The organism is Cupriavidus sp. H19C3 (assembly GCF_049393815.1).
Lineage (GTDB): Bacteria > Pseudomonadota > Gammaproteobacteria > Burkholderiales > Burkholderiaceae > Cupriavidus.
Genome location: NZ_CP184986.1, coordinates 738868 through 752235, shown reverse-complemented (window position 1 = coordinate 752235; position 13368 = coordinate 738868). Strand labels below are relative to the sequence as shown.

At 67.9% G+C, this 13368-nt stretch carries 10 protein-coding genes; 6 read left to right on the top strand and 4 right to left on the bottom strand.

Annotation, left to right across the window (positions count from 1 at the left end):
• Positions 1-52: 52 nt before the first annotated feature.
• Positions 53-1093 (top strand): Bug family tripartite tricarboxylate transporter substrate binding protein, encoded by a 1041-nt coding sequence (locus DFLDMN_RS22875; RefSeq protein WP_423200159.1) that lies wholly within the window; start codon positions 53-55, stop codon positions 1091-1093.
• 59 nt (positions 1094-1152) lie between these two features.
• Here DFLDMN_RS22875 and DFLDMN_RS22870 read toward each other — a convergent pair whose 3' ends face one another.
• A complete protein-coding gene (locus DFLDMN_RS22870) occupies positions 1153-2943 on the bottom strand; it encodes a phospholipid carrier-dependent glycosyltransferase (protein ID WP_423200158.1) in 1791 nt (596 codons plus the stop codon).
• A 201-nt stretch (positions 2944-3144) separates the two neighbouring features.
• Between DFLDMN_RS22870 and DFLDMN_RS22865 the strand changes: the two genes are divergently transcribed.
• The 4 genes from DFLDMN_RS22865 to DFLDMN_RS22850 are packed head-to-tail and all read left to right on the top strand — an operon-like array spanning position 3145 to position 7097.
• Positions 3145-3825 carry a response regulator gene (locus tag DFLDMN_RS22865; RefSeq protein ID WP_423200157.1) on the top strand — a complete coding sequence of 227 codons (681 nt, stop codon included), beginning with the start codon at positions 3145-3147 and terminating at the stop codon, positions 3823-3825.
• A complete protein-coding gene (locus DFLDMN_RS22860) occupies positions 3822-5213 on the top strand; it encodes an ATP-binding protein (RefSeq protein WP_423200156.1) in 1392 nt (463 codons plus the stop codon). Before DFLDMN_RS22865 ends, DFLDMN_RS22860 begins: the two co-directional genes overlap by 4 nt.
• Entirely contained in the window at positions 5210-6412 is a 1203-nt protein-coding gene (gene chrA, locus DFLDMN_RS22855) for a chromate efflux transporter (protein WP_423200155.1), read from the top strand. The genes DFLDMN_RS22860 and chrA overlap by 4 nt, the downstream gene beginning before the upstream one ends.
• Positions 6413-6422: 10 nt before the next feature.
• Positions 6423-7097, top strand: coding sequence for a DUF2459 domain-containing protein (locus tag DFLDMN_RS22850; protein WP_423200154.1), 675 nt, complete (start codon positions 6423-6425; stop codon positions 7095-7097).
• Here DFLDMN_RS22850 and DFLDMN_RS22845 read toward each other — a convergent pair.
• The 3 genes from DFLDMN_RS22845 to DFLDMN_RS22835 all read right to left on the bottom strand — a co-directional run bounded on the left by DFLDMN_RS22845 (position 7094) and on the right by DFLDMN_RS22835 (position 10478).
• Positions 7094-7246 carry a hypothetical protein gene (locus tag DFLDMN_RS22845; protein ID WP_423200153.1) on the bottom strand — a complete coding sequence of 51 codons (153 nt, stop codon included), beginning with the start codon at positions 7244-7246 and terminating at the stop codon, positions 7094-7096. The two genes, DFLDMN_RS22850 and DFLDMN_RS22845, sit on opposite strands and share 4 nt — an antisense overlap.
• A 176-nt stretch (positions 7247-7422) precedes the next feature.
• Complete coding sequence (locus DFLDMN_RS22840; protein WP_423200152.1) at positions 7423-8961, bottom strand: catalase; 1539 nt, start codon at positions 8959-8961, stop codon at positions 7423-7425.
• A 452-nt stretch (positions 8962-9413) separates the two neighbouring features.
• Entirely contained in the window at positions 9414-10478 is a 1065-nt protein-coding gene (locus tag DFLDMN_RS22835) for a porin (RefSeq protein WP_423200151.1), read from the bottom strand.
• A 304-nt stretch (positions 10479-10782) separates the two neighbouring features.
• Between DFLDMN_RS22835 and DFLDMN_RS22830 the strand changes: the two genes are divergently transcribed.
• Positions 10783-13302: a penicillin-binding protein 1A gene (locus tag DFLDMN_RS22830; RefSeq protein ID WP_423200150.1), complete on the top strand. Its 2520-nt coding sequence runs from the start codon at positions 10783-10785 to the stop codon at positions 13300-13302.
• The last annotated feature ends 66 nt before the right edge of the window (positions 13303-13368 follow it).

Below are 13368 nucleotides of genomic sequence, written 5' to 3'. Positions count from 1 at the left end.
CCAGACGCCGCGTTCAAAAAATGGCGCGCCCCAAGGGCGACGGAGGAAGACGATGGAAGACAAGACGAAAGCCACCACGGCAGTGCTGACGCAAGCGGCCGCACCAACCACGACGATTGGCAGGCTTCGGGCCGCCCTGCGCGGCCTTGCCACCGGCGCGCTGCTGCTGGTGTGTGCCGGCACCGCCAACGCGGCATTTCCCGACAAGCCCATGACCGCCGTTTCGCCGTACGCGGCCGGCGGCGCCAACGACTTTCTGACGCGTCTGATGGCCCAGCGCATGGGCGACGTGCTCAAGACCAGCATCGTGGTCGACAATCGCGCCGGCGCCAACGGCATCGTCGGTGCGAGTTTCGTCGCCAAGTCCGCGCCCGACGGCTACACCATGCTGATGGGCAACAGCGCGACGCACGGCACCAATCCGACGCTCTACAAATCACTGCCATACGATCCCGAGAAGGATTTCGCGCCGGTCGGCATGGTCGGATCCGTGCCGATCGTGCTTGCCGTCAACGCCGCGCTCGGCGTGAACTCGGTGGCGGAACTGATCGCCTACGGCAAGGCCCATCCCGGCAAGCTCTCGTTCGGCAGCAGCGGCCTGGGCGGGACCGGCCACCTGTGCGGCGAGGCCTTCAAGGCCGCCACGCACCTGGACATGGTGCACGTGCCTTACAAGGGCGATGCGCCGGCGGCAACGGACGCGATGGGCGGCCAGGTGTCGATGGCCTTCGTCGGCGTGGCATCGGCGGCACCGCTGGTGTCGTCAGGCAAGATCAAGATCCTGGCGGTGGCAAGCGCGAAGCGCTCGGGGTCGCTGCCCGATGTACCGACCATGGCCGAGGCCGGCTTCAAGGACATCCAGTTCGCGCAGTGGTACGCGCTGTTCGTGCGCGCGGGCACGCCCAAGGCCACCATCGATACGCTCAACCACGCGACCAGGGTAGTGCTGACGCGCGACGACGTAAGGAAGAGCATGGCTACGCAGGGCGCCGATCCGACCTACATGACGCCGGACGAACTGAGCAAGTTCTACAAGTCCGAGATCAAGCGCTTCGCCACCATCATCCAGAGCCTCAACATCAAGGCCGAATAATCCGCGGACGACAGGGAGGCGCCGGGCGCCCCCACGGCACAGCCGTGGCGCGGCAGCCTCTAGCGCGCCGTCACGTCCGTGCCGGCCGGCCGCGCGGCGGCGCTGACCGGATAGTTGGCCACCACCACGCGCCGGTAGTCGCGTGCCACCACATACATCGGCAGCTTGCCGGCCAACGACTGGTAGGTATCGGGCGACATCACCGCCAGCGCGTGTCCATCGTGGCGCCAGAGCTGCGCGAAGGTGTCGAGGTCCGGCACCCAGCGCGATGGCTCGGCGGCCGTGCCAAAGCTCAGTTCGTCGGCCTCTCCCACCATCACCAGCGGATGCCGCACGTAAAACGGCAGCGTATGGTCGAGCATGCGCACGCCGTACAGGCGCATGCCCGGCGTCAGCACGCGCGCGACGGCCGGCGCGATATCGGCGCCCGACAGCGGCCGCGCCACCGTCTCGTAGCCGAGCAGCGCCACCGTGAACGCAAGGTACATGCCAAGGCCATATGCCGCGATGCTGAGGCTCAGGTGCCGCCGCGCGGCAATCCAGCGCGCCAGGGCGACCGAGAGCACCATCAGCGCGAAGGCCGCGGCAACCCAGATCGCATAGCTGCGATAGAAATGGTTCGGGATATGGTTGGCGCTCAGCGTGCCGACGATGGGGCTTGCCATCAGGCCCACCGCCGCAACCACGCCGGCCCCGGTGAGCTGGCGCGCCCAGCGCCGGGCGTCGAGGCGGTCGAGCACCACCGCGGCCACGATCGCGAGCGCCGGCACCACGGGCAGGATGTAGCCCGGCAGCTTGGAGTGCGACAGACTGAAGAAGATGAAGATCGCGATGGCCCACACGCCGGCCATCAGCACAGGCCGGAAACCGGCGGAGGCGGCACGCGACGCACGGACCTCGGCCCACATGCGCGGGAACAGTCCGACCCACGGCAGGAAGCCACCGACGATCAGCGGCACGAAGTACCACAGCGGACCCGAACGCGAGTGGATGTTCGAGGTATAGCGCTGCCAGTGCTCGTGAATAAAGAAGAAGTGCAGGAATTCGGGATTGCGCCGTGCGATCAGCCAGAACCACGGCACCGTCACCGCCAGCAGGATCGCCAGGCCCGCGCCCCAGTGCAGGCGCCGCCAGAGCGAGCCATCGCGGGCCACCAGCGAATACACCACCAGCACCAGTCCCGGCAGGGCCACGCCGACCAGGCCCTTGGTCAGCACCGCCACGCCCATTGCCGCCCAGCACGCGTACATCCATCTGCGGCGCGTGGCCGGCGTGGCGTCGGGATGCTGGGCCAGCAGCATGGTGGCAAGCACGCATGCCATCGCGCCGGCCAGCGTCATGTCGAGCGTGTTGAAGTGCGCGGCCGTGCTCCACATCGGCGCGGCCAGCAGCACCACCCCCGCAAGCCAGGCAGCACGCAGACCGAACCAGCGCCACGTGGCCAGCATCGTCATGCCGATACCGAGCAGGCCGGACAGCGCCACGCATAAGCGGGCCTGCCATTCGCCCACGCCGAACACCACATACGACAGCGCCGTCACCCACATGTGGAACGGCGGCTTCTCGAAGTACTTGAGCGCGTTGTAGCGGATCGTGACCCAGTCCCCCGTGGCCAGCATCTCGCGCGAGATCTCGGCGTAGCGTCCCTCGTCGGGACCGATCAGATGCCGCATGGCCAGCGTGCCGAACCACACCAGCAGCACTGCCGCCACGGTCAGGGCCAGCCACCACGTGGCGCGCGCGCCGAGGGCGGTCAGCCACGGTTCGCGCCGCGGCAGGTCGAGCGGTACCTCGGCGGCGACATGTGCGACATGTGCGGCGTGGGTGGCGTGAAGCGGGGATTCTGACATGGGGATGCGTGTGACCGCAGTTGAGCGCCGCGCACGCAATCCCGACCGCTATAGACTCTCGCCTGGATGGACCGCCGCGCGCGTTGCCGATGGCAAACTGCGCGCAGGTTAGGTGCCGAACCTTAGGCGTACATTAATTTGGATCAAACTGTTACGCTTGCGCCCTGCCCTCATCACAATTTGTTTGAAATCCTGGCTGAAATGAGAATCCTTATCGTCGAAGACGACCCCTTGCTTGGCGACGGACTGCAGCGGGGGCTCAAACTGATGGGGCATATCGTGGACTGGTTCGACAATGCCCCGGCAGCGGACCATGCGGCGCAGGTCATGCAGTACGACGCGGTGGTGCTCGACCTGGGCCTGCACGAGCACGACGGCGAGGCCATGCTGGCGCGCTGGCGCGCGCAGGGGCTGACCACCCCGGTGCTGGTGCTGACCGCGCGCGATGCGCTGCCGAGCCGCATCAGCGTGCTCGACGCCGGTGCCGACGACTATCTGGTCAAGCCCATCGCCATCGACGAACTGGCGGCGCGCCTGCGCGCCGTCACGCGCCGCGCCGTCGGCATGCCGGAGCCGGTATGGCGGCATGGCGCGCTCGAATTCCAGCCCGCCTCGCGCCAGGCGCGCTGGCAAGGCAGGCCGGTGGAGCTGACCAGCCGGGAGGCAGTGCTGCTCGAGTTGCTGCTGACCCATCCCAACCGCGTGCTGACGCGCGACTTTCTGCGCGACAAGCTCTATGCGTGGGACAAGTCGGCCGAGAGCAATACGCTCGAGGTGCATATCCACCATCTGCGCCGCAAGATTCATCCAGGCATCGTGCGCACGCTGCGTGGTGCCGGTTATGCGCTGGGCACACTGGAAGCGATCGGGGCCGATGCATGACGCTGCAACGTCGCGTGATCCTGGCGGTGCTGCTGGCCGCCGCGCTTGCCTGGACACTGACCAGCGCCATCATCTACATCAACGCACGCGAGGAAATCAACGAGCTTTACGACACCGCCATGGTCCGCATGGCCCAGCAGATGCAGGCCGTGCTGCCGGCGGTCGACGTCGGCAAGCTGCCGCGGCCGTCCACGGGTACGCCCGAGCCCGGCGATGAGGACCTCGGCGACCTCGGCGATGCGGATCTCGGCGACCTCGCCATCGCGGCCTGGCGCCCCGACGGCGCCCCGCTCCATATCGATCCCGATGGCGACCGCCTGCCGCGCGCGCCCCATGTGAGCGGCTTTGCCGAAACCGCTATCGACGGCGTGCCCTGGCGGCTCTACTACCTCAACGACCGCAGCGCAGGCTGGCGCGTATGCGTGGGCCAGTTGCTGGCCGAGCGCGAGGAACTGATCTATTCCTATATCCAGGCCCAGGTGCTGCCCTGGATCCTCGGGCTGCCGTTGCTGACCGCCTTGCTGATATGGGCGGTCGGGCGTGCGCTGCTGCCGGTGCGCACCCTGTCCGCCCAGATCGCCGCGCGCGCGCCGGACGACCCCACCCCGCTCGCCATGTCTGCCGTACCCGGTGAACTGGTGCCGCTGGTCGGCGCGATGAATCAGCTGCTGTCACGCGTGGCCGCGCTGCTCGAACACGAACGCCGGCTGACCGCCGACGCCGCCCATGAACTGCGCACCCCGCTGGCGGCCCTCAAGGCCCAGTGGGAAGTCGCGCGGCGCTCGCTCGACGAGGCGGAACGCGCGCAGGCCGGCGCGCGCGTGGAAGCCGGGATCGACCGCCTGAGCCGCCTCGTCAACCAACTGCTGACGCTGAGCCGCCTCGAACAGAATCTGGCCCCTCAGTCGGCGGTGCCCGCTGACTGGACCAGCATTGCCAACGAGGCGCTGTCCGATTGCCTGCCACTGGCGGAACGGCGCCATGTCGACGTCGAATTGCTGTGGCCGCCGGAGCGCGCCGTGCCGCTGCCGTTGCAGGGCGACCCCGCCCTGCTGGCCATCATGCTGCGTAATCTGCTTGACAACGCCATCCGCTATAGTCCGGCCCACACGCTGGTGACCATCTCGTTCATGCCCGACCGCATCGTCGTGACCGATCATGGCCCGGGCGTGCCCCCACAGATATTGCCGCGGCTGGGCGACCGCTTCTTCCGGGAAGCGGGGCGGCGCGAGCATGGCACCGGCCTCGGCATCTCGATCGCCCGGCGCGTGGCCAGCCTGCATGGCTTGCGCATCGACTTCGCCAATCGCACCGGGGTTGGCGAGAGCGGGCTGACGGCAACCATCCGATTCCTCAACGACGTTTCCTCCATAGCGGCCCACACATGACGACGGCAACAACGCAACACGAACGGCAGAGCGCCTGGACCGTTTTCCTGGTGTTCCTGCGCCTGGGCCTCACTTCCTTCGGCGGTCCGGTCGCGCACCTTGGCTACTTTCGCCAGGCCTTTGTGCAGCAGCGGCGCTGGCTTAGCGAACACGCCTATTCCGATATCGTCGCGCTCTGCCAGTTCCTGCCCGGCCCCGCCAGCAGCCAGGTGGGCATGGTGATCGGGCTCGCGCGCGCCGGCTACCGCGGTGCGCTGGCGGCATGGCTCGGCTTTACCCTGCCCTCGGCGCTGGCCCTGATCGTGTTTGCATTGAGCCTGTCGTCGTACGGCGCCGCCGTGCCGGCCGGCCTGCTGCACGGACTCAAGGTCGCGGCCGTGGCGGTGGTGGCGCAAGCGGTGTGGGGCATGGGCCGGGCGCTCTGCACCGATGGCGCGCGTCTGTCCGTGATGGCGGCGGCGGCAGTGGTGGCGTTGCTGGCGGCGTCGCCATGGATGCAGATCGGCGTGATTGCCGTGGCCGGGCTGATCGGCGCACGCTGGTTCCGCCATGCGCCGGCCGCCCCCCATGAACCCTTGCCGATCCGGGTCGGCCATCGCGCCGGCGTGGTGTTTCTGGTGCTGTTCTTTGCGCTGCTAGGTGGGCTGCCGCTGCTGGCGGAACTGTCGGGCAACGCCGCGCTGGCCATGGTGGAGGCGTTCTATCGCGCCGGCTCGCTGGTGTTTGGCGGCGGCCATGTGGTGCTGCCGCTGTTGCAGGCGTCGGTGGTGCCGACCGGCTGGGTCGACAACGACACCTTCCTGGCCGGCTACGGTGCCGCGCAGGCCGTGCCGGGGCCGCTGTTTACGTTTGCCGCGTTCCTCGGCGCCTCGATGCATATCGCACCGTCGGGATGGGCCGGCGGACTGCTTTGCGTGGTGGCGATATTCCTGCCGTCGTTCCTGCTCGTATTTGGCGCGCTGCCGTTCTGGGAACGTCTGCGCCGCAGCGTCGGCGCGCGCGCGGCGCTGGCCGGCGTCAATGCCGCCGTGGTCGGCCTGCTGCTGGCGGCGCTCTACGATCCGGTGTGGACCAGCGCGATCCATGCGCGCACCGACGTCGCGCTGGCCCTGCTTGCCTGGGTTGCGCTCACGGTATGGCGCGTGCCGCCGTGGCTGGTGGTGGCCGCGTGCGGTATCGCGGGGTGGTTGCTGGTCTGATAGCGACCGCGTGAACCACCGCACCGGCGATTCTCTTCGTCATGGCCGTCGCATCATTGCGGCGGCCGCTGCCGCGCTCGCCGTGGCCGGCTGTGCCGCCGCACCTGCGGCCGCGCCGCGGGGACCGGTGACCACCACCATCGATGTGGTCGAACGGGACTGGCATACGGACATCTGCGTGCGCACCACCGATGCGGGACCGGCGGTCTCCGCGTTTGCCGCGGGCTACCCGGGCTCGCACTTCCTGTGCTTCGGCTTTGGCGATCGTCACTATGTGCTGGCGCGCGAACGTAATGCGTGGACGCTGATCTCCGCGCTGCTGCCCGGGGATGGCGCCATCCTGCTGACGGTATTGCGCGATACGCCGGCCGCCGCGTTCGGCGCCGGCAATGTGGTTCGACTCGGCATCAGCGAAGCGGGCCTCGAGAACTTGCGCGCATTCCTGGTCAAGGCCGTGCAGACCGATGCCGCCGGCGCTGTCGTCAGGCTCGGCGAAGGGCCTTACGAAGGGGGGTTGTTCCTGGGCGCGACAGCCACCTACGCGGGCTTCTATACGTGCAATACGTGGACCGCGGAGGGCTTGCGCATGGCCGGCATTCCGCTGTCCGGGCCGGTACTGTTTGCGGGCGATGTCATGCGCCAGGTGCGCAAGCTCGACGGCGGCAGCTTGCCCCACCGCCCCTAGCACGGGCCCGGGGCGCAGATCGTGGTGGCACCCGGTGCCGGTGTCACCACCGTGGTGCGGTTAGGGGGATTCGGATCGCTGCTGCTGAACGAAACGCAGCCGGCAAGGGCCGCAGGCACCAGCAATAACAACAGAAGGCGGGTCGACATGACAGATCTCCCAAGTCGCGCTCGTGTGGGCCGGACACCGACCAGACGCCGACGCCGGACCACCCGCAGCCGCTCTTGAAAGAAGTATTGCAGGCGGGCCGGGCGCCCGCCATCGGCCCTTCTCCTACAAGCCCATGCCCGCCCTGCACTGCCGGCGTGCCGCCGGCTCCATACCGTCAGTCCACCAGCTGGCTTGCGCGCCGCTCGGCGTCCGCCGCGTCGCCCTTGACCGCGACCGCGAGGCGCTTGCCGTAGTCGGCGTCGGCCCGGTAGAAATGACTCAGCATGATCTGCCGGATCTCCGCGTTGCGTACCTGGCCCAGGTCCGCGGCGAGGTTGCCGATCAGGTTCTCCTGCTGCTGCGCCGACAGCGCGCGGTAGTAGTCGCCGGCCTGGCGGAAGTTCGCGGTCTTGCGGATGCGCTCCTGCTGGGTGCTGCCGACCAGCGGCGTACGCAACGCGCGGTAACGGTTGTCGTCGTGGAACGCACCGGCGGCGCGCGATGGCTGATAGTTGATATCGCCATGCGACCTGCCCATGTTGCCCGCGCCGTCCTGGTTGTAGTTGTTCACCTTCACGTGCGGCCGGTTGACCGGCATGCTCAGGTAGTTTGCGCCCAGGCGATAGATCTGCGTATCGGCATACGAGAACAGCCGGCCTTGCAGCATGCGGTCCTCCGACGGCTCGATGCCCGGCACCAGGTTGGACGGCGCAAAGGCCGACAGCTCGGTGGTTTCGAAGAAGTTGTCGGGCACCTTGTTCAACGTCATGGTCCCGAGCTTGCGGCTCGGCACGTCGGGCCAGACCTTGGTCGAATCGAGCGGGTCGAAATCGAAGCGGTCCAGCTCGGACGGCTTGAGGATCTGCGCGTAGAGGTCCCAGCGCGGATGGTCGCCGCGCGCGATCGCCTCATAGAGATCGCGCGTCAGGTTGTTGTTCTCGCGGCTCTGGATCTGGGCGGCCTCGGCCCGCGTCAGATACTTCTCGCCCTGGTGCGAACGCCATTCGAACTTGGCGTAGTGCACCTCCCCCCGCGCGTTGACCAGCTTGAAGGCGTGCACGCCGTTGCCGGGCATCATGCGATACGAGGCCGGAATACCGAAGTCCGAATAGAGCCGCGTCAGCATGTGCGTGCTTTCCGGAACATGGCTGAAGAAGTCGAAGAAGCGGTTCGGATCCTGCAGGTTCGTCACCGGCGACGGCTTCAGTGAATGGATCATGTCGGGGAACTTGATGGCATCCCGGATGAAGAAGATCGGCGTATGGTTGGCGACGAGGTCCCAGTTGCCCTCCTCCGTATAGAACTTGGTGGCAAAGCCGCGCGGATCGCGCACGGTCTCGGGCGAGCCCGACGGATGGACCACGGTGGAGAAGCGCACCACCACGGGCGTACGCTTGCCCGGCGCGGACAGGACCTTGGCCGCGGTCAGATCGGAGAAGTCGCCGGCGGCAACGAAATCGCCCTCGGCGGCGGTACCACGTGCATGCACCACACGCTCGGGAATGCGTTCGCGACCGAAGCGCTGCAGCTTCTCGATCAACTGCACGTCCTGCAACAGGGTCGGGCCGGACGGACCCGCGGTCTGAGAGTTCTGGTTATCGCCCACCGGCGCGCCATTGTCGCGCGTCAGGGTCCGGGCGGTGACGGGAAGCGACAGGCTGGCGGCCACGGCCAGCACGGTCATGCGGTAACGAAATGCGGATTGCTGCTTCATGGGGGATCCTCAACTGCGTCGCGTTCTGCGACCAACGAGGGGGCGCGCCGTGCATCTTAGTGTTGGCGCCTGCGCGCAGGCCATTAGATTGTTGCAATACCCGGCATGGCCCGCGACTATGGTGACAAGCCGCTTGCGTTGTCACAAATAAATAGAGCCGTCCCAAAGACGGCTCAGATCCCCGCGCAAGCAAAAAGGCGCTACCGCCCATTCCCCGGCAACCTCTGCGGGCCGCCATGGAAACCTGCCGGAACAGTAGCGAAGTCAGGCCGCGGCAACCCCTCCGGTTGTCCCATGTCGTTCCGACTTATCGGGCACAGCCTGACCATGCATGCGATTGTGACAACGAAATGTTTCATGCCCATGAAGGCGCCGTGACGTAAAACGCCCCACCCGAATCCGGGTGGGGCGCTGCGCGTTTTCCGCCAGGCGCGCGCATGGCGCGCGGCCGCTCAGAAGCGGTGACGCACGCCGAGCAGCACGCCGGTCTGATTGGCGCCGGCCACCGCGGTGCCGGCACCCGACAGCCCCAGGTTCGAGCCGTCCTTGTTGCGGGTGTAGCCGACGTTGAGGTAGGCATCGGTACGCTTGGAGAACGCGTAGTCGGCCGACAGCACGAACATCCACGGATCGGCACCGCTGTTATGGGTGTCCGTGTAGTACGCGGCGCCGGTGAGCGACAGCGCCGGCGTGAAGCGGTACAGGCCGCCCAGCCAGTAGACGTTATTGCGCACGGTGGCAGCGGTGGCCGAAGCCGTACCGTCGTCACGCATCCAGCGATAGCCCGCGAATACCTTGGCCACGGTGAAATCGTACGAACCGCCGACCGCGAGGCGCTTGGCCGAGCGATCGTCCAGTGCCGCGGTGGCGCCCTGGAACTGGTCGTAGGCAACGCCCACCGACACCGGGCCGGTGGCATACGACACACCGCCGCCGAAATTGCGCGCGGCCTTGGCATCGCCCGGGATTTCGCCGTTGTTGTCGCGGCCGGTGCTGTAGAACGCGGTGCCGGTCAAACCGCCGAACTTGCCGGTGTACTTGATGGCGTTGTCGGCACGGCCATTGAACAGCGAGTCGACCGCGTTCAGCGAGTAGCGCGTACTCACGGCCATCGGATCGTAGGCACCGAACAGGTCGTACAGCGCGTTCTGCTGACGACCCAGCGTCACCCCGCCGAAGTTGCCCTGCAGGCCGACAAAGGCCTGGCGGCCGAACAGGCGGCTGCCCTGGCCGGACAGGCCGGTGTCGATATCGAAGCCCGACTCGAGGGTAAAGATGGCCTTGAGACCGCCGCCGAGATCTTCCGCGCCGCGCAGGCCCCAACGCGAACCCGACATGTTGCCGGAGGTCACGCGTGCCACGGTGCCACCGTTGCCACCCGGCACGTGCGTCGCGACTTCGACGCCGGCATCGACGATGCCATACAGCGTCACGCTGGTGGCGGATTGCGCGAACGCGCCGCCGGAGACGACGCAGGCACCCGCTGCCGCCGTCAAAGCTAGGAGAGCTTTCTTCACTTGTGTTCTCTTTTTGTTGATACGAGGAGATACGCCCCCCGCCCCGGCTCCGGTGCGCGATGGTGGCCCCCCGTCCAGCGCGCGCCAGGACCGGGTCGTCCTGGGGCGCGTCGAATTGTTGCGAATCAATGTGTAACTGGTATGTCGCCGCCAGCCCGCGATACCCCTCGCTGGGGGCATATGACGCGAACACAGCGGCGCGCCACGCGGTCCGGGCCGTGCGATTTGGTACGATGCGGGGTTTTCGTTTTGATGGCGTGCGACCCCGGCGGCGGATGTGACCCGGCGTGGGCATGCCAGCGTCATGCGCCTGGATCCGCTCAAGACTTTCGCCTCTCACCTCGCCGCGCGCGTGCCTGCCGCTACTGCCGCACGTCTGGTCGCCCGCCTTGCCCCGCACCTGCAGCGCCTGCGCCACCCGACCCGCCGTGGCGTGCTGCTGGCCGTGGCCGCCATACCCGTTGCGTTCCTGATCTATGTGCTGCTCCTGATTCCCTTCACGCCGGGCATCAGCGATATCCGCAAGGCAAAATCGGAGCAACCCGCGCAGGTGCTGTCGGCCGATGGCAAGCCGCTTGCGGTCTACCGCTGGGCCAACCGGGACTGGGTCGGGCTGGCGGACATCTCGCCGCACGTGGTCGATGCCCTGATCGCCACCGAGGATCATCGCTTCTATCGGCACCACGGCATCGACTGGCGGCGCACGGCATCTGCCGCGCTGCACACGTTCTCGGGCGATCGCCAGGGCGGCTCGACCATCACCCAGCAGCTCGCGCGCAACCGCTACCCCGACGAGATTGGACGGGCCCCGACGCTGACGCGCAAGCTCAAGGAAGCCATTACCGCGTTCAAGATCGAGGCGCTCTATTCCAAGGACGAGATCCTGGAGACGTACCTCAACACGGTACCGTTTCTCTACAACGCGTTCGGCATCGAGATGGCCGCGCGCACCTACTTCGACAAATCCGCCGACAAGCTCGACGTGCTGGAAGCCGCCACGCTGATCGGCATGCTCAAGGGCAACAGCTACTACAACCCGGTGCTCAATCCCGAGCGCGCGCTGGAGCGGCGCAATATCGTGCTGGCCCAGATGGTCAAGCGCGGCCGGCTCGATGCATCCAGGCTGGCGGCACTCAAGCGCCGGCCGTTGCGCATCGACTTCGAGCGCCAGGTGGAAGCGCCTGGCCCGGCTCCGCATTTCGCCCGGCAACTACGCAAATGGCTGATCGCGTGGGCCGACCGTCACGACTACAACCTCTACACCGATGGTCTGGTGGTGCGCACCACCATCGATTCGCGCCTGCAGGCCATGGCCAACCAGGCCGTCACACGCCAGGGCAATCAACTGCAATCGATCGCCAATGCGGCATGGGCGCCGCGCGCGGGCTGGGGCGAGAATCGCGCGCTGGTGCAGGCCTTCGTGCGCGAGAGCGCGGAATTCCGCGCGGCGGTAGCGGGCGGCGAGGCCGAAGACGCGGCGCTCAAGCGGCTGCTCGCCGACAGCAAGTTCATGCAGGCACTGCGCCAGTCCAAGACGCGCGTGCAGGCCGGCTTTCTTGCGCTCGACCCCGGCACCGGCGAGGTTCGCGCATGGGTGGGCAGTCGCGACTTTATCGACGACGCGTTCGATCACGTGCAACAGGCGCGCCGCCAGCCGGGCTCGACGTTCAAGCCGTTTGTCTATGGGGCCGCGTTTGCGGCGGGCGAGACCCCCGACGATACCTTCGTCGACCAGCCCGTGGAGATGGTGCTGGCCGGCGGCGAGATCTGGCGCCCGACCGACGAATCGCCAGCCACCGGCCGGCCGATGACCCTGCGCGACGGGCTGGTCTATTCGAAGAACACCATCACCGCGCAACTGGTGCAGCGGGTCGGCGTCGACCGCGTGGCACGGCTCGCCCGCGCGATGGGCGTACGCGACAGCCATCTGGAAGCCGTGCCCTCGCTTGCGCTCGGCACCAGCCCGGTCACGCTGAAGGAGATGGTCAGCGCATACGGCACCATCGCCAACGGCGGACGCTATCTCGCGCCGCTCATGGTCTCGCGTATCGAGGATCGCGCCGGCAATGTGCTGGCGGAATTTCATCCCGCGCGTCCGGAGCGCGCGCTGGCGGCGGCCGCCAACCACACGCTGCTCGACGTGATGCGCGATGTGATCGACCGCGGCACCGCCACCGCGATCCGCACCCGCTATGGCATTCGCGCGGACGTGGCCGGCAAGACCGGCACCACGCAGGACAACACCGATGGCTGGTTCATCCTCATGCATCCGCAACTGGTGGCCGGGGCCTGGGTCGGCTTCAATGACAACCGTGTAACACTGCGCAGCGACTACTGGGGCCAGGGAGCGCACAGCGCGTTGCCGATGGTCGGCGACTTCTACCAGCGCGCGCTGCGTGCGCGTGCCATCGACGGGCGCGCGCGTTTTGCCGAGAACGACGACAAGGGCTGGTTCTCCGCCATGACGGGGCACGTGCACGGCTGGTTCCAGACGCTGTTTGCGGCGTCGAGCCCCCGCGACGATACGCCGGCGGCACCGCGGCCCAGCCCGCGCCGGCCGGTGCTGCCCGATACGGAGGCCGAGGCGATGCCGCCGCCGGCAGCCTCCGCGCCGGCGCCCGATCCCAACTACGCGCTCGATGCGGGTGAGGTCGTCGAGGCGGTACCGGCGTCGGAAGCGCCCGCCAGCGCGCCGCCAGCGCCAGCCGGCCCGACCCCGGTGCCCGCGCTGCCCGCGACCCCATCCTCGCCATCGCCGCCGCCGTCCGATGCGGGCCCCTCCGCCGGCGACACCGCGCCGGCGCCCTCGGCGCCCACCCAATAAGCCTGGCGCCGGCCCCGCGCGCGGTCGCGGCGCGGGCCTCCGGCAGGCTCCGCTACCCCCTTGGCG